Origin of the sequence: Nocardioides marmoribigeumensis (assembly GCF_031458325.1) — a bacterium.
In the GTDB taxonomy this organism is placed as follows: Bacteria; Actinomycetota; Actinomycetes; order Propionibacteriales; family Nocardioidaceae; genus Marmoricola_A; species Marmoricola_A marmoribigeumensis.
The window spans coordinates 3,744,154-3,769,859 of sequence record NZ_JAVDYG010000001.1; the positions used below are offsets into that span (position 1 = coordinate 3,744,154).

The following is a 25,706-nucleotide window of genomic DNA, read 5'->3' on the forward strand; positions in this document are numbered from 1 at the left end:
CCCCTCCACCCTCGGGAGCCCCTGATGCGCCGCCTCGCCCTCGCCGCCCTCACCACGGTCACCGCCGTGACCACGACGGTCGCGGTCACCGGAGCAGGGGAGGGCGCCAGCGCCTCGGTCGCGGTCAGCCAGGTCTACCGGGTCCCCGACTCCGGCAGGTTCACCGTCCGCGGGCACGGGTGGGGCCACGGTCACGGGATGAGCCAGCACGGCGCCCAGGGCGCGGCTCGCAAGGGTCTCAACGCCCAGCAGATCCTCGCGTTCTACTACCCCGGCACGCGGCGCACGATCGCCGCCGACGGTCTGATCCGCGTGCTCATCACCGCCGACACCTCCGACCCGGTCGCCGTCCGCCCCCGCAGCGGCCTGTCGGTGCGTGACCTGGGTCCCGACGGGACCGGCACGACGACGTACTCCCTGCCGACCACGGTGGGAGCGCGCACCTGGCGCGTGCGGGCCAGCACCGCCGACCGCGACCGCGTGCAGTACTACGACGGCAAGGCCTGGCGGGCCTGGCGCCCGGGCGGTCGCGCCACGCTGCTGGGCCGCGGCGAGCTCTTCTCGCCCGACGGCCCCGTCGCGCTGATCGTCCCGGGAGCCACCGTCCTCTACCGCGGCGCCCTGCGCTCCGCGGCGCCCACGCCGGGCTCGACCGCGCGCGACACGGTCAACGTGCTGTCGCTCGACGACTACGTCAAGGGCGTGATCCCGGCCGAGATGCCCGCCTCGTGGGAGCCCGCGGCCGTGCGGGCCCAGGCCGTCGCCGCGCGCACCTACGCCGTCTACGACCGTGAGGCGCACCCGACGCGCTACTACGACACCTGCGACACCACGATGTGCCAGGTCTACCGCGGGGTGGCCGTCGAGGACTCCCGCAGCAACGACGCCGCCGACCGGACGGCGGGCCAGATCCGCACGCTCGACGGCAAGGCGATCTTCTCCCAGTTCTCCTCCAGCAACGGCGGCTGGACCAGCCAGGGCTCGGTCGCCGGCAAGCCGGCGCCCTACCTCGCCCACAAGCAGGACCCGTACGACGGGTGGGCCGGCAACACCAACCACAGCTGGAGCACCACGCTCGCGGCCGGCACGATCAGCCGCGCCTACCCGACCATCGGCCGGCTGCTGCGGGTGCGTGTGAGGCAGCGCGAGGGCGGGGGCGACTGGCAGGGCCGCGTCGAGAAGCTCGTGCTCGTGGGGACCAAGGGGTCCAAGCAGCTCAGCGGTGACGAGTTCCGGTCCCGGTTCGGCCTGAAGTCGACCTGGTTCCGCCTGTGAGGCGCGCCCGCACGCTGGCCGTCGGGCTGACCTCCGCGCTCGTCGCGCTCAGCGCCTGCGGCGTCGCCGAGCAGTCCCGCCCCGACGCGGCCACCCAGGTCTCGGCCCGTCGCGCCACCGCGGTCCGGGTCGTCGCCGTGGGCGACATCGCCTGCGCCCCGGGCTCCGCGGTCACCCGGACCACGTGCCGGCAGGGGGCCACCGCCCGCCTCGCCGAGCGCCTGTCCCCGCGGCGGGTGCTGGCGCTGGGGGACCTGCAGTACCAGTCCGGCGGGCTGGCCGCGTTCCGGACGGCGTACGACGGGTCGTGGGGGCGGCTCAGGTCGATCACGCACCCGGTGCCCGGCAACCACGAGTACGTGACCCGCGGGGCGGCCGGCTACTACACCTACTTCGCCGACCGGCAGCCCGGTCCGCCGGGGTGGTACGTCCGGGACCTCGGCACCTGGCGCGCGTACTTCCTCAACAGCAACTGCGACAAGGTCGACTGCTCGGCCGAGGCGACGTGGCTGGCGCGCGACCTGGCGGCCCACCCGCGCCGGTGCTCGCTGGTGGTCACCCACCACCCGCGCTGGTCCAGCGGCGAGCACGGGTCCAACCGCTCGGTGGCCCGGTTCTACCGCGTGGCCTACGACCACCACGTCGAGCTGATGCTGTCCGGCCACGACCACCACTACGAGCGGTTCGTGCCGAAGCGGCCGGACGGCACCAGGTCCGCGCGCGGCGTCGTGCAGTTCGTCTCCGGCACGGGCGGCAAGTCGTTCTACCCCGCCGACCACGTGGTCCGCGGGTCGGCGTACCGCATCTCGCACCGCTTCGGCGTGCTGCAGCTGAGCCTCGGGTCCGGGCGCTACGCCTGGTCCTGGAAGGGCATCGGCGGCGCGACCCGCGACTCGGGCTCGCGGTCCTGCACCTGAGTCCCTCAGCGGGCGCGCGGCGGGAGGCGGTGCAGCTCGACGTCGTCGAGCCGGCCGTCCACGGCCCGGCAGGTCAGGTAGGTGCAGTGCGGCTGGCGGCGGCGGTCGGTGGGCGAGCCGGGGTTGAGCAGCCGCAGGCCTGACGCGGTCGTGGTGTCCCACGGGATGTGGCTGTGACCGAAGACCAGGACGTCGACGTCGCCGTACGCCTCCTGGCAGCGCTTCTCCCGGCCCTTGGCGTCGCCGGTCTCGTGCACGACGGCGAGGCGTACGCCGGCCAGCTCGACCCGGGCGACCTCCGGCAGACGGGCGCGCAGCGCGGGGCCGTCGTTGTTGCCCCACACGCCGACCAGCCGCCGCGAGCGCTGCTCGAGCTCGTCGAGCAGGTGCTCCTCGACCCAGTCGCCGGCGTGGACCACCACGTCGGCCTCCGCGACCGCGTCCCACACCTGCGCGGGGAGGTCCTTGGCCCGCTTGGGCAGGTGAGTGTCGGCGAGGAGCAGGAGGTCCAGTTTCACTAGGTACCTAGTGGAACTGGTGCTTCCCGAGCGAAACTTCGCTCGGGGAGTGACGACATCACTAGGTACCTAGTGAAACTGATCAGGCGTCCTTGAGCTCGCAGATGACGGCGCCGGAGGAGACGGTCTCGCCCACGGAGGCGTTGAGGCTGGTGACGGTGCCGGCCTTGTGGGCCTTGAGCGGCTGCTCCATCTTCATCGCCTCGATCACCACGACGGTGTCGCCCTCGTTGATCTCCTGGCCCTCCTCGACCGCGACCTTGACGATCGTGCCCTGCATCGGGGAGGTGACGGAGTCGCCGGACGCGGCGGAGCCGGAGGACTTGCCGCCCTTGCGCTTGGGCTTCTTCGCGCCACCGCCACCGCCGCCGGGGGCCGCGACCGCGAGCTCGGCGGGGAGTACGACGTCCAGGCGGCGCCCGCCGACCTCGACGGTGATCGTCTGGCGCTCACCGGCCTCCTCGGTCTCGGCCGAGCCGCCGGAGTAGGGCGGGATGTCGTTGTCGAAGTCGGTCTCGATCCACTGCGTGTAGACCGAGAACGACTCGCCGTCGCCGATGAAGGCGGGGTCGGAGACGACCTTGCGGTGGAAGGGGATCACCGTCGGCATGCCGTCGACCACGAACTCGTCGAGCGCGCGGCGCGAGCGGGCCAGTGCGTGGTTGCGGTCGCGACCGGTGACGATGAGCTTGGCGATGAGGGAGTCGAAGGCGCCGGGGACGGTCTCGCCCTCGTTGTAGCCGCCGTCGAGGCGCACGCCGGGGCCCGAGGGCGGGAGGTACGACGTCAGCGTGCCCGGCGCGGGCATGAAGTTGGTGCCGGCGTCCTCGGCGTTGATCCGGAACTCGATCGAGTGGCCGGTGATCTCCGGGTCGTCGTAGCCGAGCTCCTCGCCGGCGGCGATGCGGAACATCTCCTGCACCAGGTCGATGCCGGTGACCTCCTCGGACACGCAGTGCTCGACCTGCAGGCGGGTGTTGACCTCGAGGAAGGAGATCGTGCCGTCCTGGGCGACGAGGAACTCGCACGTGCCGGCGCCCTCGTACTTCGCCTCGCGCAGGATCGCCTTGGAGGACTCGTAGAGCCGGGTCAGCTGCTCCTCGGTGAGGAACGGCGCGGGCGCCTCCTCGACGAGCTTCTGGTTGCGGCGCTGCAGCGAGCAGTCGCGGGTGGAGACCACCACGACGTTGCCGTGCTTGTCGGCCAGGCACTGGGTCTCGACGTGGCGCGGCTTGTCGAGGAACTTCTCGACCAGGCACTCGCCGCGGCCGAAGGCGCCGATCGCCTCGCGGGTCGCGGCCTCGAACTGGTCGGGGATCTCCTCGATGGTGCGCGCGATCTTGAGGCCGCGGCCGCCACCGCCGTAGACGGCCTTGATCGCGACCGGGAGGCCGTTCTCCCGAGCGAACTCGATGATCTCGTCGGCGTCCTTGACGGGGTCCTTGGTGCCGGGAGCCAGGGGGGCGTTGGCCCGGTCGGCGATGTGCTTGGCCTTGGCCTTGTCGCCGAGGGCGTCGATCGCCTCGGGGGTGGGGCCGATCCAGGTCAGCCCGGCGTCGATGACGGCCTGGGCGAACTCGGCGTTCTCGGCGAGGAAGCCGTAGCCGGGGTGGACCGAGTCGGCGCCGGACTTCTTCGCGACGTCGATGATCTTCTCGATCGAGAGGTAGGAGTCGCCGGGCGTCGAGCCGCCCAGGCTGTAGGCCTCGTCGGCGACCCGCACGTGCAGCGCGTCGCGGTCGGGGTCGGCGTACACCGCGACCGAGCCGATGCCGGCGTCCTTGCAGGCACGGATCACTCGCACCGCGATCTCACCGCGGTTGGCGATCAGGACCTTCTGCAGGGGCTTGATGTCGGGCACGCGATCCACTCCTGTTGCTGTGTCGATCTGTGTCGAGCTGCCGGGGACGACCCGGGGACGACCCGGGGGCGAGAGGGCCGGAGCCCGTTCGGGAGTCTAGGGGTACGACGTGCGCCCGGGACACCGGGCGACCGCGCCTGCGGACGTGGGATGGACCACGTGGGTCCAGCCGGCGGACCCGGAGCGCTCAACCGGCGGACAGGTCGCGGCGGTCGAACCGCACGAACGCCGCGACCAGCAGCGCCGCGGCGACGGCCAGCAGCCCGAGCACGGGAGCGAGGTCGAACGAGGCCGCGGGCAGCTGCGGGACGTGGGAGTACGGCGACAGGTCGGTCACCGCGTCTGGCAGCCGCAGCAGCTCCCCGAGCTCGGTCAGCACCACCGAGGCAGCGAGGACCGCCCAGCAGGCGACGTACCAGCCGGGCCGGACGGCGTAGAGCAGGAGCGTGACGCCGAGGACGACCCAGACGGCGGGCAGCCGGACCCACGCCGCGGTGAGGTCGGGCCACAGGACCGACGGGTCGGAGGCGCCGATCGCGTGGGCGGCGCCGAGGCTGAGGCCGATCACCGTGACCAGCAGGGTGGAGCCGGCCAGGGTGACGAGCACGTGCCCCGCGAGCCAGTCGCGGCGGGCGGTCGGGGTGGCGAGCAGGCCCTCGAGGCGACCGGCCGCCTCCTCGCCGTGCGCGCGTCCGGCGGCGCTGAGCGCGTAGCCGGTCGCGGCGACCGCAAGGAAGCCCAGCTCGGCGGAGACGAAAGCGTCCTCGAGCACGCCCGTGCCGCCCATCTGCTCGATCATCGCGCGGGCGTCCGCGGTGTCCAGGAGGTCGCCGAGGTTGGTGACCACGCTGCCGACGACGAAGCCGAGCAGCCCGAGCCCGACGGTCCAGGCCAGCAGCCCCTGCCGGTGCAGCCGCCACGCCAGCGCGGTCGCCGAGGCGAGCGAGCCGTGGGCCGGGCCGGGCCGGTCGGGCAGCACGCCGGCGCCGAGGTCACGCCGGGACTCCACCGCCACCGCCACCGCCAGGGCCGCGACCGCGAGCCCGACGTGCAGCAGCAGCGGCCACGCCCGGTCGCCGGCGAAGGGCCTCGTCTGCTGGGCCCACCCGACCGGCGAGAGCCAGGTCAGCCAGTGCAGATCGGTCACGTCGGCGACGGCCCGGACGACGTAGGCCAGCGCGAGGGCGCCGACGACGAGCCCGCGGGCGGCACGGGCACCGGAGGTGAGCTGCGCGGCGACCGCCGCGAGCGCGGAGAAGGCGATGCCGGTCGCCGCCCACTCGGCTCCCATCACGACCGACCCCAGGACCCCGGCCCCCGAGGCCGCGGCGGCCGCTCCGGACAGGCCGCCGACGAGCACGGAGAACACCCACCCGACCGCGACCGCCGCCCCCAGGGGCGCGTGCCGTGCGACCTCGCCGGCTGAGACCAGCTCGCGGCGACCGAGCTCCTCGTCGGCGCGGGAGTGCCGGATGACCAGCAGCCCGGCGACCAGCGCGACGATGGCGGCGTTGAGCACGACCAGCTTGACGAAGGCGATCGCCGCCGCGGAGGTGACGTCGTAGATCGGGCCGTAGAGCGCGACCAGCGCCGGGGCCGAGTTGATCGTCCGGGCCCCGGCGGTCCGCTCCGCCGCCGTGCCGTAGAGCGACACCGTGGCGCCGTACGACGAGGCGGAGATCGCGACGAAGTAGAGCGTCCAGAGCGGGATGATCACCCGGTCCCGCCGCAGCGCCATGAGGAGCAGCGGGCGCAGCCCGGTCAGGTGGGTGCTCATGACGAGACCTCCGCGCGGACCGACTCCTCCTCGACGCGGTCGTAATGACGCAGGAACAGCTGCTCCAGGGTCGGCGGGCGGGACTCCAGCGACAGGATCCCCGCCGCCGCGAGCCGCTCCAGGAACGGGCTGAGCGACTCGGGTGCGACCTGCGCGCGGACCCGCCGCCCGTCGACCTGCAGGTCGTGCACGCCGTGCAGCCCGTCGAGGGCCGGGACGGCGTCGCGCAGCACCGCGTCGACCGAGGTCTCGGTGAGGTGCCGCAGCTCGGTCAGCGACCCGGTCTCGACCGTGCGCCCCTGCCGGATGATGCTCACCCGGTCGCAGAGCGCCTCGACCTCGCTGAGGATGTGGCTGCTGAGCAGGACGGTGCGGCCCCGGTCGCGTTCCTCGCGCACCACCTCGCGGAACGTCTCCTCCATCAGCGGGTCGAGCCCGCTGGTCGGCTCGTCGAGGACGAGCAGCTCGACGTCACCGGCCAGGGCGGCGACCAGCGCGACCTTCTGCCGGTTGCCCTTGGAGTAGGCCCGTCCCTTCTTGGTCGGATCGAGGTCGAAGCGCTCGAGCAGCGCGTCGCGGCGGGCCGGGTCGAGGCTGCCGCGCATGCGGCCGAGCAGGTCGATCACCTCGCCGCCGGACAGCTGCGGCCACAGGTTGACGTCACCCGGCACGTAGGCCAGACGCCGGTGCAGCTGCGTCGCGTCGCGCCACGGGTCACCGCCGAGCAGGCGCACCTGCCCGGAGGTGGCGCGCAGCAGCCCGAGCAGCACCCGGATCGTGGTCGACTTGCCGCTGCCGTTGGGCCCGAGGAAGCCGTGCACCTCGCCCGCCCGCACCTCCAGGTCGAGGCCGTCGAGCGCGCGGAACGCGCCGAACTGCTTGACCAGCCCCCGGACCTCGATCACCGGCTCCCTCACCGACTCCATGGCTCCGACGCTACTCTCCGGCGGCTCTCCGGCGGCCCCTTCGACCCGGCTGCGAGGATGTGCCCCATGGCTACCCCGTCACATCCGTTCGAGCTCTCCGCCGAGCACGAGGCCTTCCGGGCCAGCGTGCGCGACTTCGCCGAGCAGGAGGTGGCGCCCCACGTGGCCGAGTGGGACAAGAAGCACCACTTCCCCAGCGACCTGGTCCACAAGATGGGCGAGCTCGGGCTCTTCGGCCTCACCGCACCGGAGGAGTACGGCGGCGCCGGTGAGGACGGCGACTTCACCAGCCTCTGCGTGGCGATCGAGGAGCTCGGCCGGGTCGACCAGTCCGTCGGCATCACCTTGGAGGCGGCGGTCGGACTGGGCATCAACCCGATCCAGACCTACGGCACCAAGGAGCAGCAGGACCGCTGGCTGCCCGACCTCGTCGCCGGGCGCCGCGTGGCCGGCTTCGGCCTGACCGAGCCCGGCGCCGGCTCCGACGCGGGCGCCACCCGCACGCGGGCCGAGCTGGTCGACGACGCCTGGGTGGTCAACGGGTCCAAGCAGTTCATCACCAACTCGGGGGCCGACATCACCTCCTGCGTGAGCGTCACGGCCCGCACCGGCACCCGGGAGAACGGCTCGCCCGAGATCAGCGCGATCATCGTCCCGGCCGGCACGCCCGGGTTCGTCGCCGAGCCGCCGTACGACAAGCTCGGCTGGCACATCTCCGACACCCACGCGTTGACCTTCACCGACGTCCACGTCCCGGCCGACCACCTGCTCGGCGATCGGGGCCGTGGCTACGCCCAGTTCCTCGCCACGCTCGACGACGGGCGCGTCGCCATCGCGGCGCTGGCGGTGGGCGCCATCCAGGCCTGCCTCGACATGTCGGTGCAGTACGCCGGCGAGCGCACCACCATGGGCGGCCCCATCGGGCGCAAGCAGGGCGTGGCGTTCCAGATCGCCGACCTCGAGGTGATGCTGCAGGCCTCACGCATGCTGACCTACCGCGCCGCGGCGATGAAGGACGCCGGACGCCACACCGGCAGCCACATGAAGGCGTTCAAGCAGGCCGCGTCGGTCGCCAAGCTCTACGCCACCGAGTCCGCGGTCACCGCGACCCGCATCGCGACGCAGGTCTTCGGCGGCTACGGCTTCATGGAGGAGTACCCCGTCGCGCGGTTCTACCGCGACGCCAAGATCCTCGAGATCGGCGAGGGCACCTCAGAGGTGCAGCGCATGCTCATCGCGCGGGGGCTCGGCCTGCCGGTGGAGTGACCGGTGGCGTGACCTGCGGCAGCGTGCCGGTGCCGGGACCGTCGAAGCACACCATCCCGCCCACCCGGCGCTCGTCGGGCAGCCCGATCGTGCGCAGCTCGGCCTGCTGGCGGCGGGCACCCTCGGGCACGCAGGCCAGGGTGACGTCGAGGGTCTCCAGGGCCCGCGCCAGCACGGGCGGCACGGGGTCCTTGACCGACGGGACCACGAACCGGCGGAAGGCGTAGCGGGCGCGGTGCTGCTCTTGTGGCTCCTGCACGAACTGGATGTAGTAGTCGCGCGGCACCACCGAGAAGGTGCGGGTGCTCATGATCGCCAGGACGCGGCCCTCGGCGGCGGGCAGGAGCACGGGACCGGGCCCGGGGTCGGTGGCGAGCAGGGCCTCGACGTGCCGGCGCGCCTCCACCTTCACCTTCCAGGTGGGGGAGGACGCCAGGACGGCCTCGGCCCCGGACGACCACACCGCGGTGCCGGTGCCGACCAGGAGCCCGAGCACGACGACGGCCGCGACGACGCCGGGGAGGTGGGTCGTCCCGCGTCGGGCGAGACCCGGAGGCAGGGCCACGGTCACGAGCAGCCCGACCAGCACGGGCCAGGGGGCGGTGAACAGCAGTCGCAGCGCGATCGGTCCGGTGCTGGTCAGTGCCTCGAGGACGTCGAACAGTCCCGGGACGAGCATCGCCAGTGAGACCACCCCGGCGAGCGCCGCCAGCAGCCGCCCCTCGCGGCTGCGCACCAGGAGCGGGCCGACCAGGAGCGCGAAGCCGAGCAGCGCGACCACCGGCAGGTCGGTGCCGAGCACCCTGCCCCACACCAGGGCGGGCTCGGAGACGTAGTTCTCCTCGGCCACGGGGCCCTTGCTGGTCAGCACGGTGGCCACCCCGGTCAGCAGGGGAGCGGCGAGCAGCGCGAGGGCGCCCAGGCCGAGCGGACGACGCACCCCCGGGAGGAGCAGGGCGCCGAGCAGCCCGACCCCGGCGAGCACGCCGCCGAAGATCGGGGCGGTGACGGTCAGGCCGCACCAGGCCGCCCCCAGGACGCCGAGCACGGCGACCGACCACGCGGCGGGCGCTCCCCGGGCCAGGCGGGTCAGGTGCACCCACACCAGGGGCATGACGAGCAGGATCACCACGACCTTGCCCTGCCACTCGCGGGCGTAGCCGAAGTCGCCCACCAGGCCGGTGCCGCTGAACAGGGGGACCGCGACGGCGACGACCAGGGCGAGCAGCGCACGGCGTGGCGCCCACGCCCGCACCAGGCGCCACGCGCTCCACACGGACAGGCCCGCGAGGACCGGGTTGGCGACCAGGTAGACGAACCCGGCGGCGGGAATCCCGAACAGCCTGGCCAGCGAGCCGTAGGCCTCCTCGAGCGCGGCGACCGGCAGCCCGGCGCCGTAGGTGGCGGGGAAGGTCTGCGGGCCGAACATCGTGTCGCGGCTCGGGAAGGTGCCGTGCTGGGCGACCCACGTCGCCCGGTTGACGTAGTAGACGTCGTCACGCGAGGGGTTGAGCACGAACAGCACGAAGACCCCCAGCCCCACGGCCAGGACCAGAGCGACCACGTGGGCCCAGGACGCCGTCGCCCCGGCCGTCCGGAGAGCACTGGGCGCCGGTGGTGGCGCAGGGCGCCGGGCGAGGCCCGATCCCCTGGACCACGCCACGACGGAGACGAGCGCCAACAGCAGGCCCAGCGCCCAGAAGACCGTGAAGCCGGGAGCCCCGGAGACCGCGCACATCACGCCGACGAGGGCGGACAGGAGCGCGAAGCCGGTCCCGACCAGCAGACCGACGGACCTGCCGTCGCCGTCGCCGGTCGCGGTGGCGGGAGCTGGTGAGGGGGCCGGCGAGGGGACGGCCGCCGCCGTCCGCGTGCCCCACCAGGCGAAGCCCGCCATCGCGGGGGCGCCGAGGAAGAGCCACAGCACGCCCGTGGTGCGGACGGTCCACCCGAGCTCGGCTCCGAGCAGGTGCACGACGGTGAAGACCGCGAACCCCACCAGCAGCACCTCGACCAGGAGGTCGAGCACGGTCACCCAGCGGGGCTCCGACGACGGGGGAGGCACGCCCGAAGCCTAGGAGAGCGGCGGACGGTTCAGCCCACGCCGTGCCGGTCCGTCCACAGGTCGGTCCAGCGGTGTCCCAGCTCGGTGACCAGCTCGCGCAGCAGCGGCAGCCCGATGCCGACGACGGTGTGCGGGTCGCCGTCCACCCCGGTCACGAACGCGCCCCCCAGCCCGTCGAGGGTGAAGGCGCCGGCGACCCGCAGGGGCTCGCCGGTGGCGACGTAGGCCGCGACCTCCTCGTCGCTGACCTCGGCGAAGCGGACGACCGTGCGCGCACTGCGCGCGGCCTCCCGTCGTACGCCGTCACGCACCTCGACCAGGCAGTGCCCGGTGTGCAGCGTCCCCGACCGGCCGCGCATGCGCTCCCAGCGCGCGGTCGCCTCCTCCGCCGACGCGGGCTTGCCGTGGATCTCCCCGTCGAGCTCGAGGACGGAGTCGCAGCCGACCACCAGGACCGGCCCGGCCGAGGCCTCCAGCCCGTCGACGACCACCTCGGCCTTGAGGCGGGCGAGCCCGAGGGAGAGCGCGGCCGGGTCGGTCACGTGGTCGAGCACGCTCTCGTCCACCCCGGAGACGACGACCTCCGGGTCGAGGCCGGCGCTGCGCAGCGTGGCGAGGCGGGCGGGGGACTGGGAGGCCAGGACGAGGCGCGGGACGGGCACCCGTGGAGTATGCCGGGCACCCCGGAGCGTGACCGACGTGGTTCCGGTGTCGCGTCACACCCTCAAAGGGGAAGTCCTCACGGCGAGGTCGTGAGCGGATGAGTCACAGCAGCACGCCTCCTGCGGGGGAGAGGTCCCACCACCGGTCGGACCTGTCCGGCCGACCCCGAGAGGAGCATCCTCATGCACGGCACCCGTCTCTCCCGTCACCCACGCAGGCACCCACGGCGGCTCGTCGCCGGCCTCGCCCTCGCGCTCTGCGTGACCGCCTTCGGCGGCGCCACGGTCGCCGACGCGCAAACCGCCCGGCGCGGCGTCGTCGCCGCCAACAGCCTCGGCACGGCGACCTCCACCTTCACCGGGGCGACCCGGGACGGCCGGGCCGTCACCGGCCGCTTCGTGCCCGACCGGTTCACGCTCAAGGACGGCAGGATCCGGGCCGTCGGCACGCTCAAGGGGGTCATCGAGGGCAAGGCCGGGGTGTCCAGGGCCAAGCACTTCTCCAAGGTCGTCAGCGACCGGGTCACGCGCATCGACGGCCTGTCGTGGAGGAACGCCCTGGCCGGACGCGACGCCATGCGCACCCGCGCCGCGGCCACCTGCGACCTCCTCAACCTGGTGCTCGGACCGCTCGACCTCGACCTGCTCGGTCTGCAGGTCCACCTCAAGCGCGTCGTGCTCGACATCGTCGCGGTCTCGGGGGCGGGCAACCTGCTCGGCAACCTCGTGTGTGCCGTCGCCGGCCTGCTCGACGGCGGGCTCGCCGGGCTCCTCACCCAGGTGCGCTCCCTGCTCAACCTGATCCTGGGTGCGCTCGACCTGGGGCCGCTACCGGTGGGCTGAGCCCCGTTCTCCGGCGGCCGGCCCGGGTCGGCCGCCGGAGAACCGAAGACGTGTCAGTTCTTCGGCGTCAGCGCTCCTGGACAGGAGGACTTTCGGCTTGATCGGGACATTGTGGTGTGGATCGCCCGGGACGGGGGGAGGGAGTGGGGAGAGAACCCCGGTTGAGGGACCGGGGTCAGGAAGGGAACCCACCATGAAGAACCATCACTGGCCCAGGCGACTCGGAGTCTGGGCGCTCACCATCAGCCTCGGACTCCTCGCCTTCGGCGGCGGCGTCGTCGGGGCCGAGGCCGCTCCCAAGCCGGACAAGCCCCGTCTGGCCATGGCGAGCGACGCCGGCAAGCTCTGGTCGACCGTGACCGGGACGACGACGGACGGCCGGACCGTCAAGGCCCGCTTCGTGCCGACCTCGGTCGACTCCGACGGAAGCGTCGCCTCGGTGACCGGCACGGTCAAGGGCGTCGTGCAGGGCAAGGGCGCGTTCGCCCAGACCGTCACGGCCCCGATCGAGTCCGTCAACGGCGTCGACCTGGCGTCGCTCGGTGACACGACCTCGGCCCGTCGGGCCGCGCTGGCTGCCCCCGCCTGCGACGTGCTCAACCTGGTGCTCGGGCCGCTGGACCTCAACGTGCTCGGCCTCGAGGTGCACCTGGACAAGGTCGTGCTCGACATCGTCGCCCAGAGCGGCGCCGGCAACCTGCTGGGCAACCTGCTCTGCGCGGTCGCCGGTCTGCTCGACGGCGGTGGGTTGCTGAGCACCCTGCTCGGCAACCTGAGCGACCTGCTCAACCAGATCCTGGGAGCGCTCGGCGGTCTCGGCCTCTGACCCGCAGGTGACCCGCAGGTGACCCGCAGGTGACCCGCAGGTGACAGCGCACGCGGCCCCCGACCACGAGGTCGGGGGCCGCGTCACGTGCGGGCTGGTGGAGCGGGCGCTCAGCGAGGCAGGCCGCTGGCTCGCCAGCCGCCCGGGCCGTGGGCCAGGGGCCGTCGGTGCATGCGCGAGGGGTCGGACCACTGCGACCTGCGCCGCGGCGCCGGGGCGGCCGAGGCCGCTGCGGACGCGAGCGCCTGGAACACCGCGATCACCGCCGCGACCTCCTCGGGGCTCGCGTCGCCCTTGATCGAGATGAGCGGGGCCCGCTCCGGTGTCTGGTCCGTCATTCGGCTTCCTGCCTTCGTCCCGGGGTGGCTTCGAGGCTCGCTGCGCCGGCACTCGACCGGCGAGCGGGCGCGGCTCAGAGAGGGATGTTGCCGTGCTTCTTGGGCGGGAGGGAGCCGCGCTTGGTGCGCAGCAGGCGCAGGGCCTTGACGATCTCGGCGCGCGTCGTGCTCGGCTCGATCACCGCGTCGACGTAGCCGCGCTCGGCCGCCATGTAGGGGTTGGCCAGCGTCTCCTCGTACTCCTGGATCAGCTCGGCCCGCATGGCGTCCTGGTCCTCGGCCTCCTTGAGCGTGTGGCGGTGGAGGATGTTGACCGCGCCCTGCGCGCCCATCACCGCGATCTGCGCCGTGGGCCACGCCAGGTTGACGTCGGCGCCGAGGTGCTTGGACCCCATGACGACGTAGGCGCCGCCGTACCCCTTGCGGGTGATGACCGTGACCAGCGGGACGGTCGCCTCGGCGTAGGCGAAGATCAGCTTCGCGCCGCGGCGGATGATGCCGTTGTACTCCTGGTCGGTGCCGGGCAGGAAGCCGGGGACGTCGACGAAGGTGAGCACCGGGATGTTGAAGGCGTCGCAGGTGCGCACGAAGCGCGCGGCCTTCTCCGAGGCGTCGATGTCGAGGGTGCCGGCGAACTGCATCGGCTGGTTGGCCACGACCCCGACCGCGTGGCCCTCGACCCGGCCGAAGCCGATCACCATGTTGGGCGCCATCAGCGGCTGCACCTCGAGGAAGTCCTGGTCGTCCAGGACCGACTCGATCACGGTGTGCATGTCGTAGGGCTGGTTGGGCGAGTCCGGGATCAGCGAGTCCAGCGCCAGGTCGACGTCGTTGGGCTCGAGGTCGGCGGGGTCGTCGTAGACCGGGGCCTCGTCGAGGTTGTTCGACGGCAGGTAGGACAGCAGCGCCTTGACGTAGTCGAGCGCGTCGTCCTCGTCGGAGCCCATGTAGTGCGCCACGCCGGACTTGCTGTTGTGCGTGCGCGCGCCGCCCAGCTCCTCCATGGTCACGTCCTCGCCGGTGACGGTCTTGATCACGTCGGGGCCGGTGATGAACATGTTGGAGGTCTTGTCGACCATCACGATGAAGTCGGTGACCGCGGGGGAGTAGACATGGCCGCCGGCGCAGGAGCCCATGATCAGGCTGATCTGGGGGATGACGCCCGAGGCGTGCACGTTGCGCTTGAAGATCTCGCCGTAGAGGCCGAGCGAGACCACGCCCTCCTGGATGCGCGCGCCCGCGCCCTCGTTGATGCCGATGATCGGGCAGCCGGTCTTGATGGCGAGATCCATCACCTTGACGATCTTCTCGCCGTAGACCTCGCCGAGCGAGCCGCCGAAGACGGTGAAGTCCTGGGAGAACACGCAGACCTGGCGGCCGTCGATGGTGCCGTAGCCGGTGATCACCGCGTCGCCGTAGGGACGCTTCTTCTCCTGGCCGAACGCGGTCGAGCGGTGCCGGGCCAGCTGGTCGAGCTCGACGAAGGAGCCCTCGTCGAAGAGGTACTCGATCCGCTCGCGCGCGGTCTGGCGGCCCTTCTTGTGCTGCTTCTCCTGGGCCTTCTCGGCCGGGGCGACGACCGCCTCGTGGTTGCGGCGGCGGAGGTCCTCGAGCTTGCCGGCGCTGGTGGTGAGGTCGATGTCCTCGGGGACGTCGGTGCCCTCGCCGGGGTTGACGGGTGCTTCGCTCGCGGTCACAGGGGGGTCACCTTCCGTCGGCCTACGTTCGCCGGTCAATCTAGTGGCTGTGACGCCTCCTGCCGACACCCGCCCAGCGCTACTCATGTCACACCTGACCGACCTCCCCTCGCCGTTCCGGGTCGAGGTGCTGCCGGAGGCCTCCTCCACCAACCGGCTGGTGGCCGACCGCGCGCGCGACGGGGAGCCCGAGGGACTGGTCCTGGTCACCGAGCACCAGACGGCCGGGCGAGGCCGGCTCGACCGGGTGTGGGTGACGCCGCCGCGGGCCGCGGTCACCGGCTCCTTCCTGCTCCGCCCCCCCGTCGACACGGTGCCGTCGGAGCGCTGGCCGATGCTGCCGCTGCTGACCGCCGTGGCCGTCGAGGAGGCCGTGGTCGCCGCCGGCGGTCCGCCGGTCGAGCTGAAGTGGCCCAACGACGTCCTGCACGACGGGCTCAAGTTCGCCGGGATCCTCCTCGAGCGCGTCGAGACCCCGACCGGGCCCGCAGCGGTCGTCGGGATCGGGCTCAACGTCTCGACCACCCGCGAGGAGCTGCCGGTGCCGACGGCGGCGTCGCTGGTCACCGCCGGCATGGTCGACCCCGACCGCACCGCCGTCCTGCGCGAGCTGGTCCTCGCGCTCGCCCGGAGGTACGCCGGGTGGTCGCGCGCGGCCGACGACTCCGGCCTGCTCGCCGCCTACCGCGACCGCTGCGCCACGGTGGGCCGCCGGGTGCGGGTGGACCTGCCGAGCGGGGAGGTGCTCGAGGGCGCTGCGGTGGGGGTGGCCGACGACGGCGCTCTCCTCGTGGAGGACCGCGACCGGGTGGTCCCGGTGCACGCCGGGGACGTGGTCCACGTCCGCACGGCGTGAGGCCGCTGCATGCCATGATCGGCGCGTGGCCATCAACCCCAAGCTGCTGAACGAGGGTGAGCGCGTCGTCGTCACGACCCGCACCCACGTCAAGGCGCTGTTCGCGCCGATCGCGGTCCTGCTCGTGGTGGTGTTCCTGACCGCCTACCTCGGTGGCGTCGTCCAGCACGAGGTGTCCGACGACACCGTGGTCAAGGTGCTGTGGGTGGTGCTGGTCCTGGTGGCCGCGGTGGCGCTGGTGCTGTGGGTGGTCAAGCCCTTCGTCCGCTGGTTCTTCACCTCCTACACGTTCACCGACCGGCGCTTCATCCAGCGGTCGGGGTTCATCGCCAAGGAGGGCCGGACGATCCCGCTCAACCGGATCAGCGGCGTCGACTTCGAGATGGGCCTGGTCGACCGGGTCTTCCGGTGCGGCACGCTCGTGGTCTCCGACGCCAGCGAGATGGGCCGGGTCGAGCTCTCCGACGTCCCCCAGGTCGAGAAGGTGCAGATGCAGGTGGCCGAGGAGCTCCACCGTCTCACCGCCGCGGACACCCGCAGTGACGACGGGACCTGACGCCGCGAGCGGGGCCTGCCCCGACCGCCGCCGCTACACCGCCACCGAGCTGGCCGAGGCCAGCGGGCTCGCGGTCGAGGACGTCCGCGCGTTCTGGTGGGTGCTCGGCCTCCCCGACGCCGGTGACCACCCGGCGTGGACCGAGGACGACCTCCACGCGCTGCGGGCGCTGACGGAGACCGGGCTCGGGCGCGAGGCGGTGACCCGGGTCGTCCGGGCGGTGGGCCAGAGCGTCGCGCGGATGGCGGAGTGGCAGGTCGCGGCGGTCGCCAGCACCGCCACCGCCTCGGGCAAGGACCCGGACGCGGCCGCCGACGCCCTCGAGCAGGCCCGGCCGGCGCTCGAGCGGGTCGTCGCCCACGCCTGGCGCCGCCACCTCGAGGTCGGCATCGCCCGCCTGCGCACCGACGCGGCGGTCGCGGCCGGCCATGACAGCCCGCCCGCGGGGGTCGAGGGGCCCTGGGTCGACGAGCAGACCCACGACCTGACCGTCGGCTTCGCCGACCTGGTCAACTTCTCCGGCCTGTCGAGCACCCTCGACGTGGGCCGCATCGGCGACCTGGTCGAGGTCTTCGAGGCCCGGTGCGCCGACGTCGTCACCTCCCGCGGCGGGCGGCTGATCAAGACCATCGGTGACGCGGTGCTCTTCGTGGCCGACGACGCCGACGACGCCGCCCGGATCGCCTTCGCGCTGGTCGAGGTGATCGGCAGGGACGCACGGCTGCCCGACGTACGCCTCGGGCTGGCGAGCGGGCCCACCGTCAACCGGCTCGGCGACGTGTTCGGGTCCCCGGTCAACCTGGCCTCGCGGCTGACCGCGCTGGCCCGTCGCAACCGGGTGCTGGTCGACGACGAGACCCTCGCCCGGCTGCCCAAGGGGGAGTACGTCGCCCGCCGGCTCTCGGCGCGCCCGGTGCGCGGTTTCGGGCTCGTGGAGCCGGTGGCCCTGGCGCCGGCCTGAGGTCCGGCCCGAGGTCCTGCCTGAGATCCGCCCGTGCGTCGGCGCGTGCACCCGGCCGGTGCCTGCGCACCACGAGGTGTCCCGCTGAGGAGGACGGATGCGGCGTCTGTATGTAGTCCAAACGGGCCAAACCGCCCCGTTCGACACCGGGCCGCCGATTTTGCGGCCAGACTCAGGGACGTGTTGTCAGTTCAGGGTGTCGAGGTCGACCCCGTCTCGAGGCGCGTGTGGCGCGACGGGACGGAGATCCGCCTCTCCAGGAAAGAGTTCGACCTGCTGCACGCGCTGATCCGCCGTCCCGGCGAGATCGTGACGCGCGACCAGCTGATGCTGGAGGTGTGGCAGACGACGTTCTGGACCTCGGCGAAGACCATCGACGTCCACCTGGGCTGGCTGCGTCGCAAGCTCGGCGACGACACCCGTCACCCCACCCTGATCACCACCATCCGTGGTCGCGGGCTGCGCTTCGAGCTGCCCGCCGACGTCCCCGCCGACCCGCCGGTGCGGAGCGCTGCGGATCCTGCTCCCCACCCCGGGAGCCTGCCCAAGGTGAGTCCCGCCGAGTCGGCCTCGATCCTCCCGCCCCGGTTCTCGGCCGCCACCTGAGGACCGAGCCCCGCCGGCCCGTGCCCGTCCCGGACGCCTCGCGTCCGGGACGTCGTCGTCCGCGGCTACTCTTCTGCGCGTGACCCCCTCCGCCCAGGCCGGCTCCAGCACGCCCACCCTCGCGGTCGTCGGCGGCGGGCAGCTGGCCCGGATGATGGCCCAGGCGGCCGTCGGCCTCGGCGTCCCGCTGCGGCTGCTGGCCGAGGGCGAGGGCGTCTCCGCCGCCCAGGTCGTGCCGGACACGACCGTGGGCGACTACCGCGACCTCGAGACGCTGCGCGAGGTCGCGCGCGGCTGCGCGGTCGTCACCTTCGACCACGAGCACGTCCCGCCGCCGCACCTCGAGGCGCTCGCGGCCGAGGGGCACGCCTGCCGCCCCGGCCCGTCCGCGCTCGTGCACGCCCAGGACAAGGGCGTGATGCGCGCCCGCCTGGACGAGATCGGCGTGCCCTCGCCCCGGCACGCGATCGTCGCCGACCCCGCTGCGGTCTCGGCGTTCGCCGACTCCGTCGGCGGCTTCCCGGTCGTCCTCAAGACCACCCGCGGGGGGTACGACGGCAAGGGCGTCTGGGTGGTCGGCTCACCGGAGGAGGCCACCGACGTCTTCGGGCTGGCCGACGACGTGGCGACCGCGGGGTCGCGGATGCTCGCCGAGGAGCTGGTCGACTTCCGCCGTGAGCTGTCGGCGCTGGTGGCCCGCTCGCCCTCGGGACAGGTGGCGGCCTACCCCGTCGTGGAGTCGGTCCAGAAGGACGGCATCTGCTGGGAGGTCACGGCCCCCGCGCCCGACCTCTCCGAGTCGCTGGCGCTCCAGGCGCAGCAGGTCGCGATGAGGGTGGCCGCGGAGCTCGACGTCACCGGCATCCTCGCGGTGGAGATGTTCGAGACGAGGGCCGGCGAGGTGCTGGTCAACGAGCTGGCCATGCGCCCCCACAACACCGGCCACTGGTCGATCGACGGGGCGGTCACCAGCCAGTTCGAGAACCACCTGCGCGCGGTCCTCGACCTGCCCCTCGGCTCCCCGGCCCCGCGGCAGCGCTGGACGGTGATGGTCAACATCCTCGGCGGCGACCACGGGCGGCTCAGCGAGGACCTCTACGCGGCCTACCCCCACACCTTCGCCCGCGACCCCTTCCTGCGCGTCCACCTCTACGGCAAGGACGTCAAGCCCGGCCGCAAGGTCGGGCACGTCACGGCCTACGGCGACGACCTGGACGAGGTGCGCGAGCGCGCCCGTCACGCCGCGGCCTGGTTCCGCGGCGACCTCGGTGAGGAGAGCGAATGACGCCACGTGTGGGCATCGTGATGGGGTCGGACTCCGACTGGCCGGTGATGGAGGCGGCCGCGCAGGCGTGCGCGGAGTTCGACGTCGCCCACGAGGCCGACGTGGTCTCGGCCCACCGCATGCCCGAGGAGATGCTCGCCTACGGCAAGGAGGCCGCCGGCCGCGGGCTGCAGGTGATCATCGCCGGCGCCGGGGGAGCGGCCCACCTGCCCGGCATGCTCGCCTCGGTCACCCCCCTGCCGGTGATCGGCGTGCCCGTCCCGCTGAAGTACCTCGACGGCCTGGACTCCCTGCTCTCCATCGTCCAGATGCCCGCGGGTGTCCCGGTCGCCACGGTCGCCGTGGGCAACGCGCGCAACGCCGGCCTGCTCGCCGTACGCATCCTCGCCGCGGCCGACCCGGCGCTCCAGCAGCGGATGGTCGAGTTCCAGTCGTCGCTGCGCGACGCCGCCCACGCCAAGGGCGCCAAGGTCCGCGAGGCCCAGCAGGGCTGACCCGGATCTGGCAGACGCTGCCCCGCACGCTACTCGCGGCATGGTCGGGCAGGAGGTTGGGTGCGACTCGGGCCTCGCTGCGGGGTCCGATCCGTACCCAGTCGCCCAGCGGATCGGGGAATCAGTCGTTTCCCGTTCTCACGGATGATGGGCACGGCCCGCCGATGTGTGGCGGATCCGTGCACTGTTCGGCGGATCCGGACACCGGTTGTCCGTGGTCGGATGTCGGCATCCGCCGAACTCGGACCCGATCCGCCGAACCTTTCGTCGCGAGCGACCATCGGCATGATGGGGGGCTTCCGCAGAGACCGAGCCTCCTAGCGAGGGCCGTGGGCGGGCCACTCGATGAGCGGGCAGGTGTCCATCACCATCGGGACGCCCGCCGCGACGGTGCGGTCGTACGCCGCGCGGTCGAGCACGCCGAGCTGGAACCAGACCCCGCGCGCCCCGATCGAGACCGCCTGGTCGGCGAACCCACCGGCGGCCGAGGAGCGCCGGAACACGTCGACCACGTCGACCTCGAACGGGACGTCGGCGAGCGTCGCGTAGCCCTGCTGGCCCAGGACGGTCGGGGCCGAGGGGTGCACCGGGACGATCCGCTTGCCCCGCGAGAGCAGCGCGGCCGAGACGGCGTACGCCGTGCGGGACGGGTCGCCGGAGAGGCCGACGACGGCCCACACCTGCGCGGCGAGCATCGAGCGGATGTCCTCGGGGTCCTGCCAGGGAAGCGTCATGGGGCCAGCACCTCCACGGACTCGGTCCGGCTGAGCCGGAAGATCCCGTAGCCCACGACGACCAAGGAGAACCCCTCGACCAGCAGGGAGAACGCGTCGTGCCGCGGGACCTCGTGGAAGACGAGCACCCCGAACGTGATCGACACCACCACGTTGAGGATGTGCAGGTGAGGCATCGAGGCCGAGAGGGGTCCGGCGCGGTAGGCCGCCTGGTTGAGCAGCACGCCCGCCGGGCCGAGGACGGCCACGGTCCAGAACGGCCACGTGCCGATCACCGAGACGACGTCGGAGGCCCAGCCGCCGGAGAGGTCGGCGAGGTGGCCGGAGAGCTTCATCATCCCGGCGGTCAGGCCGAAGATGACGCCCGCGCCGAAGCCGAAGCCGTTGGCGCGCGCGCGCCCGCCGAGGCTCCGGCCCACCACCATGAAGAGGAGGGCGCCCACGATCGCCGCGGGGACGAAGATGCCGGCGGTGGTCAGGTGGGTCTCGTCGCCGTGGGAGGGACGTGACACCGCGAGGAAGAGCGCGAGGGCGCCGCCGGTCATCGTCACGACCGCGGTCTCGGTCGGGGAGGGGCGTCGTCGGTCCAGGACGGCGCGGATCGGCACGGCCATGACCACGCCGCTGACCTCGACCGGCTGGACGACGACCAGCAGCCCGAACTGCAGCGCCACGGCGTGCAGGACGAACGACACCATCGCCAGCACCTGGCCGAGGACCCACCGTGGCGTGCGGAGGAGCGCCTTGAGGTGGCTCCCGGCGCCGGTCGAGGTGACGCCGTGATTGGCGTGGTGCTGCAGGGCCGAGGAGAGCGCGAAGCCGAACGCAGAGACCAGCGCGAGGACCAGTCCTGTCAGCTGTGGACTCACCGTCGGACGCGCCGGCTCAGCCGGCGGGCTCCTGCCAGGGGTAGAACGGGGGCAGCTCCGAGGCCTTGCCGGCGTACGACGGGTCGCGCTTCTCCAGGAACGAGGCCACGCCCTCCTTGCCGTCGCCGACCGAGGTCCAGAACATCGCCAGCGAGTCGATCCGGTGGGCCTCGAGGGGGTGGGGCTGGGCGGAGTTGCGGTACATCATCTGCCGGGCCAGCGCGATCGCCACGGGGGACCGGTGGCGGGTGAAGCGCCGGGCGAGCTCGAGCGCCGCGGGCAGCAGGTCGTCGGGGGCGTGGACCGAGCGCACGAGCCCCATCTCGAGCGCGGCGGGGGCCTCCAGGATGTCGGCGGCGTAGACGAGCTCCAGCGCCCGGCTCATCCCGACGATGCGGGGCAGGAACCAGGTCGAGCAGGCCTCCGGCACCACGCCGATCCGACCGAACACGAACCCGATGCGGGCCTTGTCCGAGGCCAGCCGGAGGTCCATCGCCAGCGTCATCGTCGCGCCGATCCCGACGGCCGGGCCGTTGATCGCGGCGATGACGGGCTTGGGGCAGTCGTAGATCGCCAGGGTCACGCGGCCCCCGGTGTCGCGCACCCCGCGGTGCACCTCGGGGGCGTCGAGCCGGTCGGTCAGGTCCGCGAGCGTCGGCTCCTGCGACTCGTCGAGCCCGAACACGTTGCTCCCGTCGGACCCCGTCGAGAGGTCCATCCCGGCGCAGAACGCGCGCCCGCTGCCGGTGACGACCACCGCGCGCACGTCGTCGTCGGCGGCGGCCCGGTGGAAGGCGTCGACCAGCTCCTCGGCCATCTCGACGGTGAAGGCGTTGAGCTGGTCGGGACGGTCGAGGCGCAGGACGAGGATGCCGTCCTCGTCGACCTCCCAGGCCAGGGTGGAGTAGTCGGGCGTCGTGGGGCTCATCTGGGCCTTCCTGTGGGGGTGCAGAGCTTCTTGCCGATCTCGTCGGCGCGGTTCTCGCGGATCAGCTTGAACAGCCGCTCGGACCGCTCGGTGTCCCAGTGGACCTCCAGGTCCGCGATCGGGACACCGCAGGTGAGGCCGCTCTTGCCGTTGACGTGGTTCATCGCGAGGGCGAACTGGGCCAGGGCGACCGGGCCGGTGCCCTCGCCGAGCCGCACCGACCTCGCGCCCCCGGTCACCACACGGTAGTAGCGCACCGGGTTGAGGATCGTCTTCCACGAGAGCACCTCGTGGCCGATCGCGGAGACCACCTCGCGCTGGTGCTGGGCGCGCTCGATGTCGCCGAGCGCGAAAGCGTGGCGCGATCGGGAGTAGCCGAGCGCGGTCCTGCCGTCGGCCTGCTGGCAGCCGGCCTTGACGTCGAGGTGGGCGAGCTTGTCCTTCACCGCCTCCTTGGGGCAGATCTGGATGCCGCCGACCGCGTCGACCAGGCTGACGAACCCGTTGAAGCCGATCTCGACGTAGTCGTCGATGTGGATCTTGGTGTTCTGCTCGACCGTGCGGGTCAGCAGCCGCGGGCCGCCGTACGCGAACGAGGCGTTGATCTTCGTCGTCCCGTGGCCGGGGATGTCGACGATCGAGTCGCGGGGGATCGACATCAGCAGGTTGGGGCCCTTGCCGGTGTGCAGGACCATGATCGTGTCGGTACGGCGCCCGGGCAGGCCCTTGCGGGCGTCGGAGCCGACCACGAGGTAGTTGGTGCCGCCGTTGTCCGCGGGACGGTCGCCCTTGGGCTCGAACTTCACCTTGGTCGCGTCGGAGTAGGCCCACAGCGGTACGGCGACCAGGAAGACGACCCAGGCCAGCAGCAGCCACTTGATCAGCCCGAGACGGAACCGGGGACGTCGCAGGCCGGAGCCGCGGCGCCCGCGACCACCTCCGCGGCCCGGCTCCGGCGCGATGCTCGGCGGTTGTCCCGAGCCCGACCCGGACCCGGATCCCGACCCGGACCCCGGCCTCGAGCCCGGCCGTCGCGCGGACGGCGGGGGGCCGGCCGAGCCCGGCCGGAGGACCTGCGTGTGCTCGTCGTCCGGCCGCGACTGCGCACGGCCACTGGAGCCACTGGAGCCACTGGAGCCACTGGAGCCACTGGCCCTGCTGCCACCCGTGCCACCCTTGCCGTAGAGCCAGTCGTAGTCGTCCTCGCGCGAGCCGCCGCCCGGTCCTCCAGCCATGGCGGTGACGCTACCGTGCGGCACATGGCCGACCGACCGGACTCACCCGGGGCACAGCACGCGCTCCCTCCCAGCTTCGCCCGCACGGAGCTGGCCGTCCTCATGGACACCACCCACGTCAACCTGCTGGGCAACGTGCACGGCGGCGTGATCATGCGTCAGGTGGACAGCACGGCGGGCGCCGTGGCCCAGCGCCACAGCGGCGGTCCGGCGGTGACCGCGGCGATGGACGAGATGGCGTTCCTCCAACCGGTCCACGTCGGCGACATCCTGCGCACCATGGCCCAGGTCAACTGGGCGGGGCGGACCTCGATGGAGATCGGGGTGCGGGTCGAGACCGAGCGTTGGAACGAGACCACCGGCAAGCCGCTGCACGTGGCGTCGGCCTACCTGGTGTTCGTCGCGATCGACGAGGACGGCTCCCCCCGGAAGATCCCGGGGCTCGACCCCCAGAGCGAGCGGGAGCGCCGTCGTGTCCGGGAGGCGGAGATCCGGCGCGCCCACCGGCTCGCGCGCAAGCAGGAGATCCAGGAGGGTCGCACCGGCGCGCCGTGACCGCAGGGCCCTCTGGGACTGGTGATACTGACCGGCAGTCCCTCGCGAACTTCCCCTTTGCCGCGAAAGGCCCCGCATGTCGCTCCTCACCGCTCCCGGACCTCGGGACGACACGGCGACCCGGCCCGGCTCGGACCGGCCGCGTCACGACCGGCAGGCGCAGCGCCGGGCCGTTCTGGGTCGCATCCGCCTGCGTCGCGCGCTGACCCTGGTGCTGATGACCCTCGTCCTGCCGGGCTCCGCGCAGCTGGTCGTGGGCCGTCGACGTGTGGGCCAGGTCGCGATCCGGACCTGGCTCGGCCTGTGGGCCGGGCTCCTCCTCGTGGTCGGCGTCGGCTTCCTCTGGCACGGGCTGGTCTTCAAGCTGGGGTCGAGCACCGCCTTCCTCACGCTGGTCCGCCTGGTCCTGATGCTGCTCGCCGTCGGCTGGGCCGCCCTCTTCGTGGACGCCTGGAGGTTGGGGCGCCCGCTGGAGCTGGAGCGCAAGCACCGCCTGCTGCTCGGCGGGCTCAACGCCGGCCTCAGCCTGGTCGTGGCGGGGTCGCTGCTCTTCGGGGCTCACCTGGTCAACGTCCAGCGCGGCTTCATCACGGCGATGTTCGGCGACGGCGTCGCCTCCGCCGCGACCCACGGGCGCTACAACGTCCTGCTGGTCGGAGGCGACTCCGGCGACGACCGCTGGGGCCTGCGCACCGACTCGCTCACCGTGGCGAGCATCGACGAGGACACCGGCCGCACCATCCTGTTCGGCCTGCCCCGCAACATGACCAACTTCCCGTTCCCCGAGGGCTCGGTGATGGCCGAGCACTTCCCCCAGGGCTACGACTGCGGCGCGGACTGCACGCTCAACTCCCTGGCCACCTGGTCCGGCGACCACAAGGACGTCTTCGCCCACTCCAAGGACCCCGCCATGGCGGCCACGATCGAGGGCGTCGAGGGGATCACCGGCCTCAAGATCAACTACTTCGCGATGGTCAACCTCCAGGGCTTCCGCAACCTGGTCGCCGCGATGGGCGGCCTGACCCTCAACGTCCGGGACCGCATCCCGATCGGGCTGCCGGTCACCTCCTACATCGAGCCCGGCGTGCGCAAGCTCAACGGCTTCGAGACCCTGTGGTTCGCCCGGTCGCGCCACTCGGCCGACGACTACTCCCGCATGGCGCGCCAGAAGTGCGTGATGAGCGCGATGCTCCAGCAGCTGAGCCCCCAGATGGTGATCACCAAGTTCGAGGGCCTGGCCAAGGCCAGCGAGTCGCTGCTCGAGACCAACCTGCCCGCCTCCGAGCTCGACACCTTCGTCGACCTCGCGCTCAAGGCCCGCAGCCAGCGCATCGCGACGGTCTCGTTCGTCCCGCCGCAGATCATCACCTCCCACCCGGACATCGACAAGATCCGGTCGATGATCAAGACCGCCATCGACCGGTCGGACAAGACCGACGGGGCGAAGCACAAGCTGGGCAAGGGCTTCTCCAAGCGTCACCAGGGTCCGCAGACCGGCGGGTCGCTGGGCTCGATGTCCGACGGCTACGCCGCCAACCAGTCCGACGACCTGTCCAAGGTGTGCTGAGCGCCACGGGCCGACCCGTCCCACCCCTGGGTAGGGTCGGCGGGTGAACGAGCGGACCGAGAAGGCCACGGGCTCACGCGTGGCTCCGC

The 25,706-nt window shown here is 72.8% G+C and carries 25 protein-coding genes; 13 read left to right on the top strand and 12 right to left on the bottom strand.

Annotated elements, in window-relative coordinates; translation table 11 throughout:
- The first annotated feature begins 24 nt into the window (after positions 1–24).
- Both J2S63_RS17750 and J2S63_RS17755 read left to right on the top strand, forming a co-directional pair.
- Positions 25–1,275: a SpoIID/LytB domain-containing protein gene (locus tag J2S63_RS17750; RefSeq protein ID WP_310304988.1), complete on the top strand. Its 1,251-nt coding sequence runs from the start codon at positions 25–27 to the stop codon at positions 1,273–1,275.
- The gene (locus J2S63_RS17755) at positions 1,272–2,192 is read left to right on the top strand and encodes a metallophosphoesterase family protein (RefSeq protein ID WP_310304991.1); all 921 of its coding nucleotides are present in this window, start codon (positions 1,272–1,274) and stop codon (positions 2,190–2,192) included. Before J2S63_RS17750 ends, J2S63_RS17755 begins: the two co-directional genes overlap by 4 nt.
- 5 nt (positions 2,193–2,197) lie before the next feature.
- Here J2S63_RS17755 and J2S63_RS17760 read toward each other — a convergent pair whose 3' ends face one another.
- The 4 genes from J2S63_RS17760 to J2S63_RS17775 form a co-directional block, all read right to left on the bottom strand.
- Positions 2,198–2,710 carry a metallophosphoesterase family protein gene (locus tag J2S63_RS17760; RefSeq protein WP_310304995.1) on the bottom strand — a complete coding sequence of 171 codons (513 nt, stop codon included), beginning with the start codon at positions 2,708–2,710 and terminating at the stop codon, positions 2,198–2,200.
- An 82-nt stretch (positions 2,711–2,792) separates the two neighbouring features.
- Positions 2,793–4,571, bottom strand: a complete 1,779-nt coding sequence (locus J2S63_RS17765; protein ID WP_310304997.1) for an acetyl/propionyl/methylcrotonyl-CoA carboxylase subunit alpha — start codon at positions 4,569–4,571, stop codon at positions 2,793–2,795.
- 187 nt (positions 4,572–4,758) lie between these two features.
- Entirely contained in the window at positions 4,759–6,348 is a 1,590-nt protein-coding gene (locus J2S63_RS17770) for an ABC transporter permease (protein WP_310305002.1), read from the bottom strand.
- Positions 6,345–7,274 carry an ABC transporter ATP-binding protein gene (locus J2S63_RS17775; RefSeq protein WP_310305005.1) on the bottom strand — a complete coding sequence of 310 codons (930 nt, stop codon included), beginning with the start codon at positions 7,272–7,274 and terminating at the stop codon, positions 6,345–6,347. The genes J2S63_RS17770 and J2S63_RS17775 overlap by 4 nt, the downstream gene beginning before the upstream one ends.
- Positions 7,275–7,340: 66 nt before the next feature.
- On the opposite strand from J2S63_RS17775, the gene J2S63_RS17780 reads away from it, so the two are divergent.
- Complete coding sequence (locus J2S63_RS17780) at positions 7,341–8,540, top strand: acyl-CoA dehydrogenase family protein (protein WP_310305007.1); 1,200 nt, start codon at positions 7,341–7,343, stop codon at positions 8,538–8,540.
- Here J2S63_RS17780 and J2S63_RS17785 read toward each other — a convergent pair.
- A complete protein-coding gene (locus J2S63_RS17785) occupies positions 8,506–10,605 on the bottom strand; it encodes a DUF6077 domain-containing protein (RefSeq protein WP_310305009.1) in 2,100 nt (699 codons plus the stop codon). The two genes, J2S63_RS17780 and J2S63_RS17785, sit on opposite strands and share 35 nt — an antisense overlap.
- 29 nt (positions 10,606–10,634) lie before the next feature.
- Entirely contained in the window at positions 10,635–11,267 is a 633-nt protein-coding gene (locus J2S63_RS17790; RefSeq protein WP_310305012.1) for a Maf family protein, read from the bottom strand.
- Between the two features lie 183 nt (positions 11,268–11,450).
- Here J2S63_RS17790 and J2S63_RS17795 point away from each other — a divergent pair, with 183 nt between their 5' ends.
- Together J2S63_RS17795 and J2S63_RS17800 are read left to right on the top strand one after the other, a co-directional pair.
- The gene (locus tag J2S63_RS17795) at positions 11,451–12,110 is read left to right on the top strand and encodes a hypothetical protein (RefSeq protein WP_310305015.1); all 660 of its coding nucleotides are present in this window, start codon (positions 11,451–11,453) and stop codon (positions 12,108–12,110) included.
- Between the two features lie 193 nt (positions 12,111–12,303).
- Complete coding sequence (locus tag J2S63_RS17800) at positions 12,304–12,936, top strand: hypothetical protein (protein ID WP_310305018.1); 633 nt, start codon at positions 12,304–12,306, stop codon at positions 12,934–12,936.
- Between the two features lie 110 nt (positions 12,937–13,046).
- Here J2S63_RS17800 and J2S63_RS17805 read toward each other — a convergent pair whose 3' ends face one another.
- Positions 13,047–13,274: an acyl-CoA carboxylase subunit epsilon gene (locus J2S63_RS17805; RefSeq protein WP_310305021.1), complete on the bottom strand. Its 228-nt coding sequence runs from the start codon at positions 13,272–13,274 to the stop codon at positions 13,047–13,049.
- A 74-nt stretch (positions 13,275–13,348) separates the two neighbouring features.
- Entirely contained in the window at positions 13,349–14,971 is a 1,623-nt protein-coding gene (locus J2S63_RS17810; protein ID WP_310305025.1) for an acyl-CoA carboxylase subunit beta, read from the bottom strand.
- Between the two features lie 85 nt (positions 14,972–15,056).
- Here J2S63_RS17810 and J2S63_RS17815 point away from each other — a divergent pair, with 85 nt between their 5' ends.
- The 6 genes from J2S63_RS17815 (at position 15,057) to purE (ending at position 19,729) form a co-directional block, all read left to right on the top strand.
- Complete coding sequence (locus J2S63_RS17815) at positions 15,057–15,827, top strand: biotin--[acetyl-CoA-carboxylase] ligase (protein WP_310305029.1); 771 nt, start codon at positions 15,057–15,059, stop codon at positions 15,825–15,827.
- A 25-nt stretch (positions 15,828–15,852) separates the two neighbouring features.
- Positions 15,853–16,383 (top strand): PH domain-containing protein, encoded by a 531-nt coding sequence (locus tag J2S63_RS17820; RefSeq protein WP_310305032.1) that lies wholly within the window; start codon positions 15,853–15,855, stop codon positions 16,381–16,383.
- On the top strand, positions 16,367–17,344 hold the full coding sequence (locus J2S63_RS17825) for an adenylate/guanylate cyclase domain-containing protein (RefSeq protein WP_310305036.1): 978 nt from the start codon (positions 16,367–16,369) through the stop codon (positions 17,342–17,344). The genes J2S63_RS17820 and J2S63_RS17825 overlap by 17 nt, the downstream gene beginning before the upstream one ends.
- A 180-nt stretch (positions 17,345–17,524) precedes the next feature.
- Positions 17,525–17,950 (top strand): winged helix-turn-helix domain-containing protein, encoded by a 426-nt coding sequence (locus J2S63_RS21355; RefSeq protein WP_374725122.1) that lies wholly within the window; start codon positions 17,525–17,527, stop codon positions 17,948–17,950.
- A gap of 79 nt (positions 17,951–18,029) precedes the next feature.
- A complete protein-coding gene (locus tag J2S63_RS17835) occupies positions 18,030–19,235 on the top strand; it encodes a 5-(carboxyamino)imidazole ribonucleotide synthase (protein WP_310305039.1) in 1,206 nt (401 codons plus the stop codon).
- Positions 19,232–19,729 (top strand): 5-(carboxyamino)imidazole ribonucleotide mutase, encoded by a 498-nt coding sequence (gene purE, locus J2S63_RS17840; RefSeq protein WP_310305042.1) that lies wholly within the window; start codon positions 19,232–19,234, stop codon positions 19,727–19,729. The genes J2S63_RS17835 and purE overlap by 4 nt, the downstream gene beginning before the upstream one ends.
- Positions 19,730–20,046: 317 nt before the next feature.
- Here purE and J2S63_RS17845 read toward each other — a convergent pair whose 3' ends face one another.
- From J2S63_RS17845 to J2S63_RS17860, 4 genes are read right to left on the bottom strand one after another with little or no spacing between them, the layout of a single operon-like run.
- Positions 20,047–20,463: a CoA-binding protein gene (locus tag J2S63_RS17845; RefSeq protein WP_310305045.1), complete on the bottom strand. Its 417-nt coding sequence runs from the start codon at positions 20,461–20,463 to the stop codon at positions 20,047–20,049.
- A complete protein-coding gene (locus tag J2S63_RS17850) occupies positions 20,460–21,332 on the bottom strand; it encodes a DMT family transporter (RefSeq protein WP_310305048.1) in 873 nt (290 codons plus the stop codon). The genes J2S63_RS17845 and J2S63_RS17850 overlap by 4 nt, the downstream gene beginning before the upstream one ends.
- 16 nt (positions 21,333–21,348) lie before the next feature.
- Positions 21,349–22,260: a crotonase/enoyl-CoA hydratase family protein gene (locus J2S63_RS17855; RefSeq protein ID WP_310305051.1), complete on the bottom strand. Its 912-nt coding sequence runs from the start codon at positions 22,258–22,260 to the stop codon at positions 21,349–21,351.
- Entirely contained in the window at positions 22,257–23,495 is a 1,239-nt protein-coding gene (locus tag J2S63_RS17860; protein WP_310305054.1) for an LCP family protein, read from the bottom strand. Before J2S63_RS17860 ends, J2S63_RS17855 begins: the two co-directional genes overlap by 4 nt.
- A 24-nt stretch (positions 23,496–23,519) precedes the next feature.
- On the opposite strand from J2S63_RS17860, the gene J2S63_RS17865 reads away from it, so the two are divergent.
- Both J2S63_RS17865 and J2S63_RS17870 read left to right on the top strand, forming a co-directional pair.
- The gene (locus J2S63_RS17865) at positions 23,520–24,050 is read left to right on the top strand and encodes an acyl-CoA thioesterase (RefSeq protein ID WP_310305057.1); all 531 of its coding nucleotides are present in this window, start codon (positions 23,520–23,522) and stop codon (positions 24,048–24,050) included.
- A gap of 76 nt (positions 24,051–24,126) precedes the next feature.
- The gene (locus tag J2S63_RS17870) at positions 24,127–25,617 is read left to right on the top strand and encodes an LCP family protein (protein ID WP_310305059.1); all 1,491 of its coding nucleotides are present in this window, start codon (positions 24,127–24,129) and stop codon (positions 25,615–25,617) included.
- Positions 25,618–25,706 lie beyond the last annotated feature (89 nt).

Bases quoted from the DNA above. Each gene is read 5' to 3' on its own strand.
- J2S63_RS17805 (WP_310305021.1), bottom strand. From the start codon at position 13,274: ATGACGGACCAGACACCGGAGCGGGCCCCGCTCATCTCGATCAAGGGC.
- J2S63_RS17770 (WP_310305002.1), bottom strand. From the start codon at position 6,348: ATGAGCACCCACCTGACCGGGCTGCGCCCGCTGCTCCTCATGGCGCTG.
- purE (WP_310305042.1), top strand. From the start codon at position 19,232: ATGACGCCACGTGTGGGCATCGTGATGGGGTCGGACTCCGACTGGCCG.
- J2S63_RS17845 (WP_310305045.1), bottom strand. From the start codon at position 20,463: ATGACGCTTCCCTGGCAGGACCCCGAGGACATCCGCTCGATGCTCGCC.
- J2S63_RS17865 (WP_310305057.1), top strand. From the start codon at position 23,520: ATGGCCGACCGACCGGACTCACCCGGGGCACAGCACGCGCTCCCTCCC.
- J2S63_RS17800 (WP_310305018.1), top strand. From the start codon at position 12,304: ATGAAGAACCATCACTGGCCCAGGCGACTCGGAGTCTGGGCGCTCACC.
- J2S63_RS17815 (WP_310305029.1), top strand. From the start codon at position 15,057: ATGTCACACCTGACCGACCTCCCCTCGCCGTTCCGGGTCGAGGTGCTG.
- J2S63_RS17780 (WP_310305007.1), top strand. From the start codon at position 7,341: ATGGCTACCCCGTCACATCCGTTCGAGCTCTCCGCCGAGCACGAGGCC.
- J2S63_RS17775 (WP_310305005.1), bottom strand. From the start codon at position 7,274: ATGGAGTCGGTGAGGGAGCCGGTGATCGAGGTCCGGGGGCTGGTCAAG.
- J2S63_RS17860 (WP_310305054.1), bottom strand. From the start codon at position 23,495: ATGGCTGGAGGACCGGGCGGCGGCTCGCGCGAGGACGACTACGACTGG.
- J2S63_RS17795 (WP_310305015.1), top strand. From the start codon at position 11,451: ATGCACGGCACCCGTCTCTCCCGTCACCCACGCAGGCACCCACGGCGG.
- J2S63_RS17855 (WP_310305051.1), bottom strand. From the start codon at position 22,260: ATGAGCCCCACGACGCCCGACTACTCCACCCTGGCCTGGGAGGTCGAC.
- J2S63_RS17870 (WP_310305059.1), top strand. From the start codon at position 24,127: ATGTCGCTCCTCACCGCTCCCGGACCTCGGGACGACACGGCGACCCGG.
- J2S63_RS17750 (WP_310304988.1), top strand. From the start codon at position 25: ATGCGCCGCCTCGCCCTCGCCGCCCTCACCACGGTCACCGCCGTGACC.